General features: G+C 71.1%; 19 protein-coding genes and 1 pseudogene. 12 read left to right on the top strand and 8 right to left on the bottom strand.

Translation table 11 applies throughout. The annotated features are described in order from the left end of the window. From Q0116_RS00540 to Q0116_RS00550, 3 genes and pseudogenes are all read right to left on the bottom strand, one after another. Positions 1–512, bottom strand: a pseudogene (locus Q0116_RS00540) (hypothetical protein); the annotation flags it as partial. A gap of 91 nt (positions 513–603) precedes the next feature. Beyond that, complete coding sequence (locus Q0116_RS00545; RefSeq protein WP_297884506.1) at positions 604–1905, bottom strand: ribonuclease R family protein; 1302 nt, start codon at positions 1903–1905, stop codon at positions 604–606. 71 nt (positions 1906–1976) lie between these two features. After that, positions 1977–2348 carry a hypothetical protein gene (locus tag Q0116_RS00550; protein WP_297884507.1) on the bottom strand — a complete coding sequence of 124 codons (372 nt, stop codon included), beginning with the start codon at positions 2346–2348 and terminating at the stop codon, positions 1977–1979. A gap of 121 nt (positions 2349–2469) precedes the next feature. On the opposite strand from Q0116_RS00550, the gene Q0116_RS00555 reads away from it, so the two are divergent. Both Q0116_RS00555 and Q0116_RS00560 read left to right on the top strand, forming a co-directional pair. Continuing rightward, complete coding sequence (locus tag Q0116_RS00555; RefSeq protein ID WP_297884508.1) at positions 2470–2952, top strand: cation:proton antiporter regulatory subunit; 483 nt, start codon at positions 2470–2472, stop codon at positions 2950–2952. 97 nt (positions 2953–3049) lie between these two features. Further along, positions 3050–4285 carry a cation:proton antiporter gene (locus tag Q0116_RS00560; RefSeq protein WP_297884509.1) on the top strand — a complete coding sequence of 412 codons (1236 nt, stop codon included), beginning with the start codon at positions 3050–3052 and terminating at the stop codon, positions 4283–4285. A 368-nt stretch (positions 4286–4653) separates the two neighbouring features. Here the strand turns inward: Q0116_RS00560 and Q0116_RS00565 are convergent, their stop codons facing one another. After that, entirely contained in the window at positions 4654–4956 is a 303-nt protein-coding gene (locus tag Q0116_RS00565; protein WP_297884510.1) for a DUF5789 family protein, read from the bottom strand. A 249-nt stretch (positions 4957–5205) separates the two neighbouring features. Continuing rightward, entirely contained in the window at positions 5206–6366 is a 1161-nt protein-coding gene (locus Q0116_RS00570) for an aminopeptidase P family protein (protein WP_297884511.1), read from the bottom strand. A 93-nt stretch (positions 6367–6459) separates the two neighbouring features. Here Q0116_RS00570 and Q0116_RS00575 point away from each other — a divergent pair, with 93 nt between their 5' ends. Together Q0116_RS00575 and Q0116_RS00580 are read left to right on the top strand one after the other, a co-directional pair. Beyond that, the gene (locus Q0116_RS00575; RefSeq protein WP_297884513.1) at positions 6460–6636 is read left to right on the top strand and encodes a hypothetical protein; all 177 of its coding nucleotides are present in this window, start codon (positions 6460–6462) and stop codon (positions 6634–6636) included. Between the two features lie 100 nt (positions 6637–6736). Beyond that, complete coding sequence (locus Q0116_RS00580; RefSeq protein ID WP_297884514.1) at positions 6737–6967, top strand: hypothetical protein; 231 nt, start codon at positions 6737–6739, stop codon at positions 6965–6967. 35 nt (positions 6968–7002) lie between these two features. Here the strand turns inward: Q0116_RS00580 and Q0116_RS00585 are convergent, their stop codons facing one another. Continuing rightward, positions 7003–7356 carry a VOC family protein gene (locus Q0116_RS00585; RefSeq protein ID WP_297884515.1) on the bottom strand — a complete coding sequence of 118 codons (354 nt, stop codon included), beginning with the start codon at positions 7354–7356 and terminating at the stop codon, positions 7003–7005. Positions 7357–7382: 26 nt separating this feature from the next. Further along, positions 7383–8771: a tRNA(Ile)(2)-agmatinylcytidine synthase gene (locus tag Q0116_RS00590; RefSeq protein ID WP_297884516.1), complete on the bottom strand. Its 1389-nt coding sequence runs from the start codon at positions 8769–8771 to the stop codon at positions 7383–7385. A 197-nt stretch (positions 8772–8968) separates the two neighbouring features. On the opposite strand from Q0116_RS00590, the gene Q0116_RS00595 reads away from it, so the two are divergent. After that, positions 8969–9940, top strand: coding sequence for a transcriptional regulator (locus Q0116_RS00595; protein ID WP_297884517.1), 972 nt, complete (start codon positions 8969–8971; stop codon positions 9938–9940). Positions 9941–9958: 18 nt separating this feature from the next. Here Q0116_RS00595 and Q0116_RS00600 read toward each other — a convergent pair whose 3' ends face one another. Further along, positions 9959–11650, bottom strand: a complete 1692-nt coding sequence (locus tag Q0116_RS00600) for a P-loop NTPase (RefSeq protein WP_297884519.1) — start codon at positions 11648–11650, stop codon at positions 9959–9961. Positions 11651–11817: 167 nt separating this feature from the next. On the opposite strand from Q0116_RS00600, the gene ahaH reads away from it, so the two are divergent. The 7 genes from ahaH to Q0116_RS00635 form a co-directional block, all read left to right on the top strand. Beyond that, positions 11818–12174, top strand: coding sequence for an ATP synthase archaeal subunit H (gene ahaH / locus Q0116_RS00605; RefSeq protein WP_297884520.1), 357 nt, complete (start codon positions 11818–11820; stop codon positions 12172–12174). A 4-nt stretch (positions 12175–12178) separates the two neighbouring features. Then, positions 12179–14404 (top strand): V-type ATP synthase subunit I, encoded by a 2226-nt coding sequence (locus Q0116_RS00610; RefSeq protein WP_297884529.1) that lies wholly within the window; start codon positions 12179–12181, stop codon positions 14402–14404. Positions 14405–14606: 202 nt separating this feature from the next. Next, positions 14607–14858, top strand: coding sequence for a hypothetical protein (locus Q0116_RS00615; RefSeq protein WP_297884521.1), 252 nt, complete (start codon positions 14607–14609; stop codon positions 14856–14858). Positions 14859–14879: 21 nt separating this feature from the next. Beyond that, positions 14880–15458 (top strand): V-type ATP synthase subunit E, encoded by a 579-nt coding sequence (locus Q0116_RS00620; protein ID WP_297884522.1) that lies wholly within the window; start codon positions 14880–14882, stop codon positions 15456–15458. Further along, positions 15455–16501: a V-type ATP synthase subunit C gene (locus Q0116_RS00625; RefSeq protein WP_297884524.1), complete on the top strand. Its 1047-nt coding sequence runs from the start codon at positions 15455–15457 to the stop codon at positions 16499–16501. Before Q0116_RS00620 ends, Q0116_RS00625 begins: the two co-directional genes overlap by 4 nt. Beyond that, positions 16498–16827: a V-type ATP synthase subunit F gene (locus tag Q0116_RS00630; protein WP_297884525.1), complete on the top strand. Its 330-nt coding sequence runs from the start codon at positions 16498–16500 to the stop codon at positions 16825–16827. Before Q0116_RS00625 ends, Q0116_RS00630 begins: the two co-directional genes overlap by 4 nt. 1 nt (position 16828) lies before the next feature. Next, positions 16829–18178 (top strand): V-type ATP synthase subunit A (locus tag Q0116_RS00635; RefSeq protein ID WP_297884527.1); only part of this gene is annotated, 1350 nt, incomplete at its 3' end.

The following is an 18178-nucleotide window of genomic DNA, read 5'->3' on the forward strand; positions in this document are numbered from 1 at the left end:
TCGGAATCGTGGTGGTCGCCTTCGTCTCCGTCGGAATCGTGGTGGTCGCCTTCGTTTCCGCCGGAACCGTCGTGTCCGTCTTCTTCGTGATCGGCTCCTTCTTCGTCGTGGTCCGCTTCGGGCTCCTCGCCGTCCGCAGCCTCTTCGTCCGCAGCCCCGTCGTCCTCCCCTTCGGAGTGGACGTCGATCGTCACGGGCCCGCTGTCGGTCGTCGTCGCGTCCGGGTCGGATTCCACCGTCTCGTGGCCGTCGCCGCCGTCGTCGTCGTGACCGAACTCCTCGTCAGCCATCGACTCCATCTCGCTCAGCGCGTAGCCCACGGCGTAGCCGGTCGAGCCGCCCAGGAGCGCGCCGATCCCGGCCCCGACGGGGCCGCCCCGAGCGCCGAGGACCGCCCCGGTGAAGCCGCCGACCGTCGCCGCGCGCTCCGCGTCGCGCTCGGGGTCGCCGGTCGGTTCGAGCGGGTCCGCCTCGCGTCGGTCCGCGTCGCTGTCGTGTTCGTGGCCGTTCATACCGATCGTTGCGGCCGAGCAGGTGTATATCTCCCGGCGGCCCGCGCGCTCGCGAGCCGGGCGTTCGGGCGGAACAGAATGGTCCGCGGGACTACGCCGTGTGCTTCGCTTCCTCGGGGTCCTCGACGACCGCGACGCCGCGGTTGTTGACCGCGTACGGGTCGAGCCCCTGCTCTTGGAGGAACTGCTTGTAGAGCCGCTCGGCGGTCTCGCCGTCCTTCTGCTTGTCGCTGGCGTGGTCGCAGAGCTCGAGGAGGGTCTCGGGCACGTCGTTCTCGTGAACGATCCAGTGGTTGATCGTGTCCGACAGCCGGCGGATGGGCGAGGTGAAGTGGCCGTAGATGTCGAAGTTGAGCGCGTGGTGGCCGCCGAACGGGTCGTTCATGTACTTCGCGCGGGGCATCACCTTCAGCACGGCGCGCTGGATCTTGTTGAGCTGGCGCTCGGGCGACTCCTCTAAGGCGGCGTTGACCGCTTTCCGCGGGTCGTCGCCCCACGCGTCGCCCGGGATGGAGACGCCGTCGAGCTCCTGGATCTCTTTTAACGCCTCGTTCCACTGGTCGGGGGTCGGCTGGGGGTGGACGCGGTACATCGCCTCGACGCCGCGGTCCCACATCAGCGTGTGCGTCACCGCCTTGTTCGCCTTCAGCATCGACTCCTCGATGATGGTGTGCGCGCGGTCGCGCCGGGGATTCAACACGAGCGAGCCGTCCGCCTTGCGCTGCTCGTGCATCCGGTCCGCGAGCTCGAAGGCGAGCTCGTTCTCCGCGCCGAGCGGGAGCGAGGGGTCGTCGAGGCGGTTCTCGCACTCCGAGTAGGTGAGCCGCTCGTCGGAGTTGATGACCGACTTGTAGATGTCGATGTCCTCGAAGGATAGCGTCTCGTCGTCGATCTCCATCTCGACGGTGTGCGCGAGCCGGTCCTCGTTCGGGACGAGCGAGCAGACCGTCTCGGCCAGCACCGGCGGGAGCATGTGGATCGTGTAGTCGGGCAGGTAGACGGTGTTGGCGCGCTCGACCGCCTCCTCCCACATCGCGGTGTCCGGGGTGACGTAGTGGGTGACGTCGGCGATGTGGACCCACAGCCGGTAGGCCCCCTCCTCGCGCTCGATGGAGATGGCGTCGTCGAAGTCCTGCGCGTCGACCGGGTCGGTGGTCCACGTGGTGAGGTCGCGGAGGTCCTCGCGGTCGTCGATCTCGGCTTCGATCTCCTCGTAGACGCCCTCGGTCCGCGCCTCCGCCTCGCGGAGCACCTCGCTCGGGAACTCGTCGCGGATCTCGAACTCCTCGAACAGCTCCTCGCGCTTCTCGGCGAGTCGGTCCGCGAGCTCCGGCGTGATCGTCACGGGGCCCTGGTCCTCGGCGGACCCGGGCTTCGGCTCGTCGTCTGACATACCTCCACCAACGCGGGTCCGTTAGAAAGGCCTGTCGGGCGGGCTGACGGGGACGCGATCCGCCGACGGGGCTACCGGTCTCGGTCGCGGTCGCGATCCGAGCGCCGCCTGTCCGACCGGCCGCGGTCCGAGCGCGCTCCCGATCCGTCCTCGTCGGCGCGGTCGCCGTCGCCGCTCGTCACCGCGTCGACGTAGCGGCCGAGGAACTCCTCGTCCGTGAGCCCGTCCGCCTCGATGTCGCGAAGCAGCGACTCGAGCCCGTCGCGAGGCTGGTGGCAGAGCTCGTCGTCGCAGTCGGCACAGAGGTGTTCGAACTCCTTGTCGCGCCGGCTCCACCGGTCGCCCTCCTTGTCGTACTCGCGCGCGTCCTCCCGCAACACCGAGTCTCCGCACGCGATACAGACCACCGTCCGCCGGTCTCGACCCCCGCGGGAGCCCCACATGGGAGCCCAGTCGGCCCCGGTCCACTTAGCGTTTGGTGCGCGCGGACGCCGTCCGTCGGACGCGCCGCGGTCGGCGACCGCCGGGGTACAGACATATTACGGTGGACTCTCTGGTCACGCCATGACGATTCGCGAGTCCGACCTCCCCGGGGTCGGGAAGAAGTTCGAGATCGAGCTCGGCGGCGGCGAGGAGATGGTCGTCGTCATCCACAACACGGGCAAACGCGAGGTGTTCCGCCGCCCCGCCCCGGACGCCGACTCGGAGAAGGCGTTCGAGTTCTCCGACGACCTCGCGCGGACCATCGGTTCGATCATCGAGGGGGCGTACTTCCAGCCGGTCGAGCCGGAGACGCAGGAGACGACCCTGCCCGGGGGGATCCTCTTGGAGTGGTACGAGCTCCCGCCCGGGTCGCCGCTCGTCGGCGAGACCTTAGAGAGCGCCGACATCGGGGGTCGGACCGGGCTCGCGGTGGTCGCCATCCAGCGCGCCGACGCGGTGATCGACAGCCCCGACGCCGAGACCACCCTCCGCGAGGGCGACACCCTGATCGGGGTCGGGACGCCCGAGAACTGCGCGGCGTTCGAAGAGATCCTCACGGAATGAGCGGCGGCCCGCCCGGAGTCGTCGCACCCGCTACTGTCGCCGCGATCGCGCCAGTCGTTCCGGTCGTCGCGTCCGTCCGCCGCGGAGGTGTCCGGTAGTGGCGCTTTTCGACGTCGGCGTCATGTTCGCCGGGGTCGCGGTCGCCGGCGCGCTCGCGCACCGCCTCGGCCAGTCCGTGATCCCCGCGTACATCCTCGTCGGGATGTTGCTCGGGGAGTCCGTCCTCGGCCGCGTCGACCTTCCCGTGGCGGGGACCGTCTACGTCCCGGAGACGGAGTTCATCTCGCTCGGGGCGGAGTTGGGGATCGTCTTCCTCCTCTTCTTCCTCGGCCTGGAGTTCAACCTCGACCGCCTGTTCGCCCGCGGCCGTCAGATCGGGACGGCGGGCACGATCGACCTCGCGAACTTCGGCGTCGGACTCGTCCTCGGCTGGCTCGTCTTCGGCGCGCTCCTGCCGGCGTTCCTCGTCGCGGGCATCGTCTACATCTCCTCGTCGGCGGTGATCACGAAGTCGCTCATCGACCTCGGTTGGATCGCCAACGACGAGGCGGAGCCGCTGCTCGGCACCTTGGTGTACGAGGACCTGTTCATCGCGGTCTACCTCTCGGTCGCGTCCGCCTTGGTGCTCGGCGGCGGCGACGTCGTCGCGGCCGCGGTCGACGTGGGGGTCGCGCTCGCGTTCATCGCCGGACTCCTCGGGGTTGTCCGGTTCGGCGGTCCGCTGTTCGAGCGGCTCGTCGCGACCGACAACCGGGAGTTCGTGGCGCTGCGCGCCGTGGCCGCGGTCGTGTTCGTCGCCGGCGCGGCGCTCGCGCTCGGCGTCAGCGAGGCGGTCGCGGCCTTCTTCGTCGGAATGGGCTTCTCGGCGACGGAGCGGGTCCGTGCGATCGAGACGATCCTCGAACCGGTCCGGGACGTCTTCGCCGCGGTGTTCTTCTTCTGGATCGGGCTCGTCACCGACCCGGCGCTGTTCCCCGACGTCGCGGCGCTCGTCGCGCTCGCGGTCGTCGTCACCACGCCGTCGAAGGTCGTCACGGGCTACCTCGCCGGGCGCGCGTTCGACCTCGACGCCCGGCGCTCGACGCGGGTCGGCCTCGGCATGACCACCCGCGGGGAGTTCTCGCTGATCATCGCGACGGTCGCGGTCACCGGGGCGAGCGCCGGCGCGTTCGACCCGGCGCTCGCGGCGACGATCAACGCCTTCGCCGTCGCCTACGTCCTCGTGATGGCGGTGCTGGGCACGACGCTGATGGGGTACTCCGCGCCGTTCGAGTCGCTCGCGGTCTCGTGGCTGGACCGCGACGCAACCGATGGCAGTGGAGCGGGTGGGTAGCCAGTCGGCGCGCGGGTCGTTTACGTATCCGTAGTCGCCAGTACATCGGCGGCGAACGCCGCCGAAGCCCCGGCCGCGAGGCCGCCGTACGCTCGCTGCGTTCCTCCGTCGGTCGCTGGCGCACCCTCCCTGCGGTACTTACGTCGCCTACGGCGGCCTCGCGGCTGTCCCTTCGAATCCCCCGCTACAACTCCGCACCTCACGCCTCCCCCAGCCTCGCGGTTCGCGCTCTCCGAGCGCTCACCGGCTCCCTCGCGCGTGCTCCTCACGCCCTGCGGGCGTTCGGAGGCACGCGCCACAGCGCGGTGATTGACATCCGCGGCTCGTCATCTCGACCCGCTTACGAAGAGAATTCTCGCGCTCGACGCTTACTCGGTCGCGACCGGGCCGCGACCGACGACCGCCTCGACCGCCTGGACGAAGTCGCCCCGGCTCTCGAACAGCGGCACCTCGCTCTCCGCGAGCACGTCGTCGAGCGTGCGCGGCCCCTCGGGCGTCCGGACCTCGGCGTCGCCCTCCTGCTCGCGGACGTCGCTGCGCGTCGCGGGCCAGGTGAGCCGCGACGCGACGCGGGCGACCGGTTCGCCGGCCACGTCCGGCCCGTCGCCGAGTTCGACGGCCGGCTCCGCTTCCGCCTCCTCGTCTCCGTCGTCCGCATCGGTGTCGCTCATGCCCCGCGGTTCCGCTCGGGCGACACTAATGGTTTCGATGCCGCTCGCCCCTCCGTGCGGGCCGCGCCGGGATGCTCCATCCGACTGGGGGAATACACCCGAAATAATACGGTAATACTGTTATATTATGTAACGGCAATCTATTGTCGGGGGTAGGCACACGACTCCCGCGTTCGCGTGTCGACGTCCGACACGCCGATCCCATGTTTCTCTCTTCGCTAGGGACCCCGCCGCCACCCTCGACGGCCGTCAGTCCCACCCGCGGTCGGTCCGGTTCAGCCGCTCGCAGCCGTCCCCGGTGACGACCACGAGGTCCTCGATCCGACAGCCGAACCGCCCGTCGAGGTAGATCCCCGGCTCGACCGAACAGACCATCCCCGGCTCCAGCGGGCGGTCGTTGCCGGCGACGAGGTACGGCTCCTCGTGGACGTCCAAGCCCACGCCGTGGCCGGTCCGATGGACGAACGCGTCGCCGTACCCCGCCGCCTCGATCACCTCGCGCGCGGCGCGGTCGACGGCGGACGCCGGGACGCCGGGCTCGACGGCTTCGACGCCGGCCGCCTGCGCCTCGCGCACGACCTCGTGGACCTCGGCGTACGCCTCGGCCGGTTCGCCGTCGAAGACGAGGGTCCGCGTCTGGTCGGAGGGGTAGCCGTCGACGCGCGTCCCGAAGTCGAGGACGACCGGCTCGCCGGCCCGTATCTCTCGGTCGCCGTGCCCGTGGTGGGGCTTCGCGCCGTTCTCGCCCGCCGCGACCACCGTCTCGAAGCTGACGCCGCGGCCCCCGCGCTCGGCCAACCGCTCGGCGATCCGGTCGGCGAGCGCGGCCTCGGTCATCCCGACCGCGTCCGCGCCCAGTTCGCGGAGGTCGCCGACGACCGCGTCCGCGACCGCGGCGGCCTCGCGCAACGCCGCCAGCTCGGCGTCGTCCTTCCGGACCCGGAGGTCGGCGAGCGCCTCGCTCGCGAGCCCCCACGCCGCGTCGGGGGCCGCCGCGCGGAGGTCCTGCGAGAACCGCGCCCACATGGTGTCGTCGACGAGGAGCCGCCCGGCGTCGAGCCCCCGGTCCGCGAGCAGTCCGCGCGTCGCCGCGACCGGGTCCTCGCCGTCGGCCCACGTCCGGACCTCATCGACGGTCGTCGCCTCGCGGACCTGCGTCTCGTACAGCGCCGGCACGAGCAGCGCCGGCTCCGGGTCGGGGGCGCTCGCCGCCGGCACGACGAGGAAGAAGTGTCGCTCGCCCGGCTCCTCGGCGAAGCCGGTGAGGTACTCGAGGTTGCGGCTCGGGAACGCGACCAGTCCGGCCGCGTCGACCGCGTCCAGCCGGCGCGCGGTCCGCTCGCGTCGTCGCTCGTGCGGTCGGGTCGAACTCCCCGCTCCCGCCCCGCCCGCGTGTTCGTCGTCGGTCACGCGCCCGAGTTCGGACTCGGTATATAAGTAGGGTGGCGTTGACGGGACAGCAAGCGGCCCATAACTAGGGGCGATCGGTCGATACGTGGTACCATGTCGACCGAGAACGCAGCGACGTTCGACTGTCCCGAGTGCGACGTGAGCGCCCCCTCGACGTCGGTCCCGTACGACTCGCTCGGCTACGTCCTCTGTCCGGTGTGCGGGTACGCGGCCACCCCGGACGCCGAGGAGCAGCCGAGCGCGGACCGCTCGCCGAGCGCGAGCGACTGACCCGCGGGGACGAGCGACGCCGACCGATGCCGGGCGGAGGACACCCCCGCGACCGTTTCGGAACCGCACCGCTTTAGCCGCGGGGCGCGTGCGCCCGGGTATGAGTTGGTCGCTGGAGCGCGACGACGGCACTGTCACCGAGTGGGAGCGATCGGACGGGTACGCGACCGTCAGGCTCCGCGAGCGGTCGGCCGGCGGCGTCGTCGCCCGACTCGACGTGATGGAGCAGGCGGTCGACGAGTCGACCTACGAGCGGCAGCGGTTCGACGACCCCGAGGCCGCCGAGGAGCGGGCGGCGGCGTGGCGCGACGCCCACGACCTCGACGACTGAGCGCAGTCCGTCACCCTCGGCCGTCCCCGACCGCCTCACTCGATGTCGACCGCGTCGTCGAGGAACACCTGGCACTCGACGGTCCGGCCCTCGGGGTCCTCGGCGAAGCACTGGTAGATGTCGTACGTCTCGTTCTCTCGCGGCGGCGTCACGACCGCGTCGCCGAGCCGCTCGCTCGCGGCGTCGACCGCGTCTCGGTCCGGGTAGACGAACGTGAGGATGCCGCAGTCGTCGGCCTCGTCGCGCTCGCAGAACCCGAACAGGAAGCCGTCGAACGCCAGGATCGTACAGTCGGGCTGTTCGAGCCGCACCGTCGCGTCCAGTCGCTCGCGGTAGAACTCGACGACCGCGTCGCGCCGCTCCGTCGCGTGGAAGACGATTCCGGTCACGTCGGCCCGCTCGCGCGGCGAGCACTTTATCGCTCCGGGTGGGTCGGCGCGTCGAACCCGCCGCGGACGAGTGGCTTCGCGACGTGTCGGCGCGCGCTCGGCGGGACCTCGTGCCAGCCGGCCTCGAGGTCGCGCTCGACGGGCTCCGCGACCTTCCCCGGCGCGCTCGTCCCGCAGTCGCGACAGCGGTACCCCTGACCGCTCCCGGCCGACGACATCGAGCGCCCGCAGTCCGGGCAGGTCGGCACCGCGGGCGCGGTCCGGACGAGGTCGCGGACGGCGAACTTCTCCAGTTTCAGGGTGCTCTCCGGCCCGTTGGCGTCGTCGCGCACCTCGTGTTCGCCGCAGAGCGTGACCCTGTCGCCGGGGCGGAGCGCCCGGACGCGGTCGCGGAACCGGCCCGTCGGGGCGAACGCGACGGCGCGGAGTCGGTCGGCGTCCTTTCCCCCATCGGCACCCGTTCCGGGCGCGTCGCTCGCGACGTCGACGTGGACGTGGCCCCCCCGCTTCGTCTCCGGCGCGCTCGCCACCGTCCCGGCGACTCGGTAGCCCGCGCCGTCGCGGAGGTCGCCGACCCGCCCGGGCGCGAGGTGGGCGTCGGTGCCCTGGTTCGTCAGGAACGTCGCGGCCCGCTCGACCGGCTCGCCGCCGACGGCGGCCGCCACCGCCCGGCACGCGGTCGCGTCGTCGCCCCGGATCCCGTGGAGGATCGGGCCCGGCGCGTTGGGCACGCAGACGGCGTTCCCCGCCTCGCGGTCGACCGTGTCCCAGACCGTCGGGTACCCCTCGTCGGCCGCGGCGAAGAGGCTCTCGGCGTCGACCTCGCGGGGCGTCCCGCAGCGGTCGAGCTCGCGGTATGAGATCCGCTCGAACGTCCAGTCATCGAACGCGGCCGGCGCACCGACCGCGGCGAGCGCGCCGATCCGCCCCCGGCCCGTGACCGCGCCCGCCTCGCCCGCGCCGCCGGCCGACCCGACGGCGGCGTGTCGGAACCCGTGTTCCTCGGCGAGTTCGACCGCCTCCGCGACGGAGAGCCGCTCCCGGAGCGCGCGGCGAGCGAACCGGGCGACCGCGTCCGGGATCGGCGAGCCGGTCGGGTCGAAGGGGTCGCCGTCGACGTCGCGGTCGGCGACGACGGCGCCGGGTGACGTCCGCGGGTCCGACGCGGCGGCGAACTCCGCGACCGTCTCGCTCGCGACGGTCGCGGCCCGCTCGGCGTCGACACCGGAGACGTGGAGCGCGACCGCGGCGTTCCCTCGCGTCTTGTGTTTCACGGCCGGGTTCAGGCGGACGAGCAGCCGGCGTCGGACCCGCCCCCCGGCGTCCGCGAGCCGCTCCGCGACCCGCGTCGCCACGTAGGTCGTACACATCCCTTGCTCGCGGGAGTCGGTGTCGTCGACGGCGACGATCGGCATGCCGCGAGGTTCGCGGCGGCGCGTCAAGCCCCTTTCGAGGCCGGTCGAGGCCGCTCCCGGCCGGCTGAGCCGATTGCGGCGCCGGTCGAGTATATAACCGTTTCCCGCCGCGAGCGGGAGAAATCGCCCGCGGGCGGTGGGTTCGTCGGCGGACGGGCGACACAACGCATATATACGGTGAGACGCTTGTTTCGGCTATGTCCCGGACTGCGCTCATCGGGAACGTCACCGCGATGCTGGAGGACGCAGGGTTCCTCGTCAGCGACCGGTGTGCGGTCCGGCCCAAGAGCTTCGACGTGGCGGCCCGCCGCGACGAGGACCTCCTCCTCCTGAAGATCCTCGGCAACGTCGACGCCCTCGACGCGGAGACCGGCGCGGAGATGCGCCGGCTCGGCGAGTACCTCAGGGGGACGCCGATGGTGATCGGGATCCGCACCCGCGACGAGGAGCTGAAGCCCGGCGTCGTCTACTTCCGACACGGCGTGCCGGTGATCAACCCGGACACCGCCTACGACCTCTTCGTCGAGGGGATGCCGCCGCTCATCTACGCCGCCCCCGGCGGGCTGTACGTCAGCCTCGACGGCGACCTCCTCGCCGACGAGCGCGAGGAGCGCGGCTGGTCGCTCGGCCGCCTCGCGAACGAGCTGGGCGTCTCCCGCCGCACCGTCTCGAAGTACGAGGACGGGATGAACGCCTCCATCGAGGTGGCGATCCAGCTGGAGGAGCTGTTCGACCAGCCGTTCTCTAGCCCGGTCGACGTGCTCGAGGGCGCGGACGACGTCCGCGACTCGGAGCCGACCCCGTCGGCCCCCGCGGCCGACCCCGACGACGAACACGTCCTCCACGTGCTCACGAGCGCGGGGTTCACCGTCCACCCGACCGCCCGCGCCCCGTTCAAGGCCGTCTCCGAGGACGAGGACAGCCCGGCGACGCGGGTGCTCACCGGCCACTCGGCGTTCACCGCCGCGGCCGAGAAGCGCGCCCGGATCATGTCGTCCATCGGCGAAGTGGCTCGGACCCGCTCGGTGTACTTCACCGAGGAGGACGAGAAGCGCGAGTCCGTCGACGGGACCGCGCTGGTCTCCTGCGAGGAGCTCGCGGCGGTCACCGATCCCGAGGAGATCCGCGAGCTGATCCGCGACCGCGCCCGCGCCCCCTCCGAGGCCTGACGGACCGCCCCGCTCCGATCAGCGACCGAGTAACCGACTGAAGAACCCGCTGCCGCCCTCTTCCTCGTCTTCGTCGTCGGCGGACGACGAGCCGGCGTCGTCCGTCGTCTCTTCGCCGTCGCCGTCCTCCTCGTCCTCCTCCGACAGCACGGTGTTCATCGTCCCGGTGTCGTCGTCGCGGAACGGGATGCTCCCCGCGAGCTCGTCGTCGATGTCGTCTCCCGCCCCCGAGTCAGCGCCCGCGGCCCCCTCGTCGCGTCCGGTGGCCGCTTCGCGCGCCGTCTCGTCCGCGTCGGGGATCGCGTCCGACTCCTCCTCCGTCGCGGCGTCCGGGCCGGTGGCCTCGAGCTCGGCGGCCGCTCTCCCTCCGGCCATGGACTCGTCACCGGCCGCGTCGCCGCTCGCCGCGTCGCCGCCGGTCTCCTGAGTCGGCTCGTCGCTCTCGACTGACTCGTCCGGCTCGCCGCTAGCGTCGCGTGTGTCTTCCTCCGTATCGCCGCTCAGGTCTTCGTCCGCGACGTCGTCTCCGCCTTCGTCCGTGTCCTCGTCCGCGACGTCGTCCCCGCTCTCGTCCGTGTCTTCGTCTCCGCCTTCACCCGTATTATCGCCCAGGTCCTCGTCCGTATCGTCGTCTAGGTCCTCGTCTCCCACGTCGCCCGCCGGTTCGCTCTCGCTCGCGACGATGATGTCGTCGCCGTCGCCCGGTTCGGCCACGCCGCTCGCGTCGGGGTCCGCGACGATGATGTCCTCGTCCGACTCGGGCTCCGCGCCCGCTTCCTGACCGCCCTCGACGGCCGCGGCCTCGCCCGTCTCCTCGTCGGCGTCGTCCCGCTCGCTCGCCGCTTCGGAGTCACCGTCGCCCGCGTCGTCCGCGGCCGGTCCGTCGTCGACGATCACGGCGTCGTCGTCCGCCGCGGTCGGCCCGTCGTCGGCTCCCGCGTCGCCGGCCTCCGCGCTGTCCGCCCCGGCTCCGGCCGCGGCGTCGGCCGCGGGCTCGGCCAGTCCCGCGCCGTCGACGTCCGCTCCGGTCAGGGAGCGAGTCAGGTCGCGGTACGCCCGCGTCGCCGGCGCGTCCGGCGCGATGGCGGCCAGGGGGCCGTTCGCGGCGGCGGCCCGAGCCACCGCCTCGTCCTCCGGGATCCGACCGAGAATCGGGGCGTCCAGCAGGGCCGTGACCACCTCGTCGGCGTCCGCCGTCACGCGGGTGATCGCGGCCCCGGCGACGGTCCCGCCGAGGCGCTCCGTCAGCTGCCGCGTCTTCTCGGTGTCGCCGAGGGCGCTCCGCTCCGGCGTCGAGACGAGGAGCGCCTCGTCGGCGATCGCGAGCGGCAGCGTGGAGTCGTGCGACAGCCCCGCGCCGGCGTCGACGAACACGTAGTCGGCGTCGGCGAACGCCTCGACGACCCCCCGGAGCCCCGAGGGGTCCGCGGCCGCGTACGCGTCGAGGTCCGCCGCCCCCGGCACGACCCGGAGTCCGGCCGGTCCCTCGCGGACCGCCGCCTCGGGATCCGCCTCGCCGGCGAGGACGTCGTGGAGGGTGGTCTCGCCGGGCGTCACCCCGACGGCGCCCGCGAGGTTCGCCATGCCGAGGTCGGCGTCGATCGCGACGACGTCGGCTCCCGAGTCCGCCAGGATCGTCGCCACCGCCGCGGTCGTGGTGGTCTTCCCGACCCCACCTTTCGCCGACGCGACCGCATACACCGTTGCCATACGGTGACGGTCCGGCGACTGCTACTTAAATGTAGGCGGCGGCGACCGGACCCGCGCCGCGGTTCGGTCCGAAATCCCCCCGGAACGGGCCCGAAATCCGCGCGCAACCCCGCGGGCTTTCGCAAACACCTTATACATCGCTAGTAGAGATTCAGGCGATTAGTAGCATGGCGAGACCAGAGGTGCTCAACTCGATCAAGGAGGCCGAACGGGAGGCGGACGAGATCATCGCGGACGCCGAATCGGACGCCGAAGAGCGCCTCGCCGAAGCTCGAGAGCGCGCGGACGAGATCCGCGCCGAGGCCGAGGAGGAGGCGGAGTCCGAGGCCGAAGAGCGGCTCGAAGCGGCCCGAGCGGAGATCGAGGAGCGGCGCGAGGAGATCCTCGAATCGGGGCGTGCCGACCGCGACGAGCTCGAACGCGAGGCCCGCGACCGGGTGGAATCGGCCGTCGACTACGCCGTCGAGCAGTTCGAAGCGGCGGTCCACGACGAGGCCGAGGAGGCGGTGGATGCTCAGGCCTGAGCAGATGAGCCGGGTGTCGGTGACGGGCTCGAAGCGCGTCATCGACGACGTCATCGAGGCGGCGTACGCCCACCACTCCCTGCACGTCACCGACTACGACGACCGGTACGAGGGGTTCGACCCCGGGACGTCGCTCGAGGGGGCCGAGACCGTCAACGAGCGGCTCGTGACGGTCCGGTCGCTCGAGAGCATCCTCGACGTCGACGAGGACGACGCCGAGGTCGCCCGGTCGCTCGACGACGACGAGCTCGAAGCCGAACTCGACCGCGTCCGCGAGCGCGTCAACGACCTCAACGACCAGCGCGACGAACTACAGGGCGCGATCCGCGACCGCCAGGAGGAGATCGACCGGATGGAGCCGTTCGCGGAGCTCGGGATCGACCTCGAGTACCTGCGCGGCTACGACTCGGTCGAGGTCGTCGTCGGCGAGGCCAAGCCCGCCGCCGTCGAGGCGGCGCTCGGAGACGCCGAGGCGATCGACGCCTTCGACGTGTTCGTCGGCGGCGACGTGCTCGCCATCGTCGCGAAGCCGGCCGACGGCGACGCCGAGGGCGTCGTCCAGGACGCCCTCGTCGGCGTCGACATCGCGCTGCTCGACGTCCCGGACGCCGACGCGAGCCCGGAGGAGTACGTCGCGGAGCTGGAGGCCGAGCAGGCCGACCTCCGCGACGAGCTCGCCGGCGTCGAGGCGGAGCTCGACTCGGTGAAGGAGGAGGCGGCGGGCTTCCTGCTGCGCGCCGAGGAGGAGCTCACTATCGAGGCGGAGAAGAAGGAGGCGCCGCTCTCCTTCGCGACCACCGAGAACGCGTTCGTCGCGGAGGGATGGGTGCCGACCGAGTCGTACCCCGACTTCGAGGCGGCGGTCGTCGACGCCGTCGGCGACCACGTCGAGGTCGAGGAGCTCGAACGGGCGTCGTTCACGCCCGACGGCGACCACCACGCCGAGCCGGTCGCGGAGACCGGCGGCGGCGCGGCGTCCGCCTCTCAGGCGGCCGGCGGCGGTGACGCCGAGGACGCGACCGCCGAGCCCGAGGCCGCCACGGACGGCGGCCACGCGGCGCACGGGACCGACGACCCGCCGGTCGTCCAGGACAACGGCAGCGCGGCCGGCCCCTTCGAACTGCTCGTCCAGGCGTTCGGGCGGCCGAAGTACACCGAGTTCGACCCGACGCTCCTCGTCTTCCTCACGTTCCCGGCGATGTTCGGGTTCATGATCGGCGACGTGGGGTACGGCGTCCTGTACGCCGCCATCGGGTTCTTCATGTACTCGAGGTTCGAGGGCGCGTTCCGCGAACTCGGCTCCGTCGCGATGTGGGCTGGCGGCTTCACGATACTGTTCGGCATCTACTTCGGTATCGACCTGTTCGGCTACCACGCCTACCAGCTGCTGCCGGGCGACGTCCACTGGCCCGTCGCCGGGAAGGGGCTCTCGCCGGCCGACCTCGACTGGGGGCTCTCGTTCCTCGTCGTCAGCGTGGTGTTCGGCATCGTCCACCTGAACATCGGCCACGTGCTCTCGTTCGTGAGCACGCTCAAGCGGCACGACGTGAAGCACGCGCTCTACGAGGCCGGCTCGTGGCTCCTGATCCTCAACGGCGCGTGGATCTGGATCTTCAGCCAGCACGTCCCCGGCCCGAAGCCCGACTTCCTGTTCGAGTCGGTGTCGCTGCTCACGTTCGGCGTGGTCTCGTTCAGCGGCTTCCCGGTCGTCGTCGGCATCGCCGGCGCCCTCGCCGCGCTCCTCGGGCTCGTCCTGCTCGGCATCGGCGAACCGCCGGAGCTCGCGGAGTTCCTCTCGCCCATCGTCAACGTCATCTCGTACGCCCGGATCATGGCCGTCCTGCTCGCGAAGGGCGGGATGGCGCTCGCGGTCAACCTGCTCGCGTTCGGCGCGTACATCGACAAGGGCGGCGAGGGGAGCTTCCACTTCATCTTCTCCGCGGAGCACCTCGCACACGTCCAGGAGACGCCGAGCGAGGAGCTGGTCTTCGCGGGGATCACCACCGCGTTCGACCCCGCCGCCATCGGCCTTGTGGGCGTCGTCGCGCTGGTCGCCGGGGTCCTCGTCGCGGTCGTCGGCCACCTCGTCGTCCTGCTGCTCGGGGTCACGTCCGCCGGCATCCAGGCGGTCCGCCTCGAGTACGTGGAGTTCTTCGGGAACTTCTACGAGGGCGGCGGGCGGGCGTACCTCCCGTTCGGCCGCGACCGGAAGTACACCCGCGACGACTGACGGTCGACCCGACCGTCCGTCGTCCGTCGGTCTCGCCGCTTCGCGGTCGGTCACCCCCGGCGGTTCCGCCGGGTTCCGACGCCGATAGCGCCCGCTCTCGCCTCCGTTCTCTCGTCTCCTGTCCGGTCGTTTTGGGAAGCTTTATGACTCCTCTAGGGGCAACTACCTACCGTTCGGAGACGAGCAACCGCAACTACTACCAATGTTTGAAGCTACCAACGAACTCGGGAACCTCGCACTGCAGACCGGTGGAACGCTGACTGACCCCAACGCCGCGGCGGCCCTCGCCGTCGGGCTCGCGGCGCTGGGCGCAGGCTACGCGGAGCGCGGTATCGGGTCGGCCGCCGTCGGCGCGATGGCCGAGGACGACGACCTCTTCGTCAACGGGCTCATCCTGACCGTCCTTCCCGAGACGATCGTCATCCTCGCACTCGTCGTCGTCTTCATCGTCTAAGCGGTACTTCCTTCCACACCAATGAGTTTGGAAACCGTCGTTGAGGACGTTCGAGACGAAGCCCGCGCGCGTGCGGAGGAGATCCGTGAACAGGCCGAGGCGGAGGCCGACGAGATCGTCGCCGATGCGGAGGCCGACGCGGAACGCATCCGCGAAGAGCGGCTCGCCGAGGTCGAGAGCCAGATCGACCAGGAGCGCGAACAGACGCTCTCCTCGGCGAAGCTCGAGGCCAAACAGGAGCGGCTCGGCGCTCGCCGTGACGTCCTAGAGGACGTCCACGACGACGTCGAGGCGGCCATCGGCGCCCTCGACGGCGACGATCGTCGCGAGCTCACCGAGGCCCTGCTCGACGCGACACTCGCGGAGTTCGACGACGACGAGGACGTCGCCGTCTACACCCGCGCCGAGGACGTCGACCTGCTCGAGGACCTCGTCGCGGACCGCAACGCCGAGGTCGACGGCGAGGTCGACTGCCTCGGCGGCGTCGTCGCGGAGAGCGACACCTCCCGCGTTCGCGTGAACAACACGTTCGACTCGGTCCTGGAGTCCGTCTGGGACGACGAGTTGAAGAACATCTCGGAGCGGCTGTTCGACCAATGAGCGCCGCCGGCAGCCCGAACCCCGAGTACGTCGTCGCGCGGGTTCGTGCCCGCCGCGGCAGCCTCTTCGGGGACGAGGAGTACCGGAAGCTCACCCGGATGGGCCCGGCCGAGATCGCCCGGTTCATGGAGGAGTCCACCTACGGCGAGGAGGTCAACGCGCTCGGCAGCCGCCACGGCGGCGTGGACCTGATCGAGTACGCGTTGAACCGGAACCTCGCCGAGCAGTTCGACGCCATCCTCGACTGGAGCGAGGGGTCGCTGTACGACCTGATCGCCCGGTACCTCCGGAAGTTCGACGCCTGGAACGTGAAAACGGTCATCCGCGGCGTCTACACCGACGCGGAGCAGTCGGCCGTCGAGGTCGACCTGATCCGCGCCGGCGAGTTCGGCGACCGCCGGATCCGCCGCCTGCTGGAGGCCGACTCGATCGACGGCGTGATCGAGGTCCTCGAAGACACGATCTACGGGGAGCCGCTGCGGGAGGCGTACGCCGAGTTCGAGGAGACGGACGTGCTGGTGCCCTTGGAGAACGCGGTCGACCGCGCGTTCTACGAGCGGCTCCTCTCGGGGCTCGGCGGCGACGAGCCGACCCGGCAGTACGAGTCGTTCCTCAAGGCGGAGGTCGACTTCCGGAACGCGACGAACGCGCTCCGGCTCGCCCGCTCGGGGGCCGACATCGACCCCGCCGCGTACTTCATCGAGGGCGGCGACCTCTTCACCCGCTCGTCGCTCGCGCGGCTGGCGCAGAACCTCGACGAGCTGGTCGAGTACATCGGCGACAGCCAGTACGGCGAGGAGCTCGGGCCCGCGCTGCGCGAGCTCGAGGAGGCGGACAGCCTCATCGCGTTCGAACACGCGATCGACGCCGCGCTGCTGGCGTACGGCGACCGGCTCGGCACGATCCACCCGGTGTCGGTCACCCCGGTGATCTCGTACATCCTCGCGAAGGAGCGCGAGACGGAGAACATCCGGGCGATCGCCCGCGGGAAGGAGGCCGGGCTCTCGCCCGACGAGATCGAATCGGAGCTGGTGATAACATGAGCCAGGAGATAGCGGTCGTCGGCAGTCCCGAGTTCACGACGGGGTTCCGCCTCGCCGGCGTCCGGGCGTTCGAGAACGTCCCGGAGGACGAGAAGGACGAGCAGCTCGACGACGCCGTCGAGCGGACGCTCGACGACGAGGACGTCGGCATCATCGTGATGCACGACGACGACCTCGACCACCTCTCGCGGGGGACCCGCGAGTCGGTCGAGGGGAGCATCGAGCCGGTCCTCGTGACGCTCGGCGGCTCCGGAGCCGGCAGCGGCGGGCTCCGCGACCAGATCAAACGCGCCATCGGCATCGACCTGATGGAGGAAGACGACTAATATGAGCAAAGCAGACACAACCGACGCCGTCGAAGACAGCGGCGTCATTCAGAGCGTGAGCGGTCCGGTCGTGACCGCCCGCGATCTCAACGCCCGCATGAACGACGTCGTCTACGTCGGCGACGAAGGGCTCATGGGCGAAGTGATCGAGATCGAGGGCGACCTCACGACCGTTCAGGTGTACGAGGAGACCTCCGGCGTCGGCCCCGGCGAACCCGTCGAGAACACGGGCGAGCCGCTGTCGGTCGACCTGGGCCCGGGGATGCTGGACGCCATCTACGACGGCGTTCAGCGCCCCCTGGACGTGCTGGAGGGCAAGATGGGCAGTCCGTACCTCGACCGCGGGGTCGACGCGCCCGGCATCGACCTCGAGGAGGAGTGGGAGTTCGAGCCCGAGGTCGCGGCCGGCGACGTCGTCGAGCCCGGCGACATCGTCGGGGTCGTCGAGGAGACGGTCACCATCGACCACAAGGTCATGGTGCCGCCGGACTACGAGGGCGGCGAGGTCGTCGCCGCCGAGTCCGGATCCTTCGACGTCACCGAGACGGTCGTCGAGCTCGACAACGGCGAGGAGATCTCGATGCACCAGGAGTGGCCGGTGCGCGAGGCGCGCCCCGCCAACGACAAGAAGACGCCGCGGACGCCGCTGGTGTCCGGCCAGCGCATCCTCGACGGCCTGTTCCCCATCGCGAAGGGCGGGACGGCCGCGATCCCCGGCCCCTTCGGCTCGGGGAAGACGGTCACCCAGCACCAGCTCGCGAAGTACGCGGACGCGGACATCATCGTCTACGTCGGCTGCGGCGAGCGCGGCAACGAGATGACGGAGGTCATCGAGGACTTCCCGGAGCTCGAGGACCCGGCCAACGGCAACCCGCTGATGGCCCGCACCTCGCTCATCGCGAATACCTCGAACATGCCCGTCGCGGCGCGTGAGTCCTGTATCTACACCGGGATCACGATCGCCGAGTACTACCGCGACATGGGGTACGACGTGGCGCTGATGGCCGACTCCACCTCGCGGTGGGCGGAGGCGATGCGCGAGATCTCCTCCCGGCTGGAGGAGATGCCCGGCGAGGAGGGGTACCCCGCGTACCTCGCCGCGCGCCTGGCGCAGTTCTACGAGCGCGCCGGCTACTTCGAGAACATCAACGGGACGGAGGGGTCGGTCTCGGCGATCGGCGCGGTGTCGCCGCCCGGCGGCGACTTCTCGGAGCCGGTCACGCAGAACACCCTGCGGATCGTGAAGACGTTCTGGGCGCTCGACGCGGACCTGGCGGAGCGCCGCCACTTCCCGTCGATCAACTGGAACGAGTCGTACTCGCTGTACAAAGACCAGCTCGACCCCTGGTTC

Origin of the sequence: uncultured Halorubrum sp., from assembly GCF_937146585.1 — an archaeon.
GTDB classification, from domain to species: Archaea; Halobacteriota; Halobacteria; order Halobacteriales; family Haloferacaceae; genus Halorubrum; species Halorubrum miltondacostae.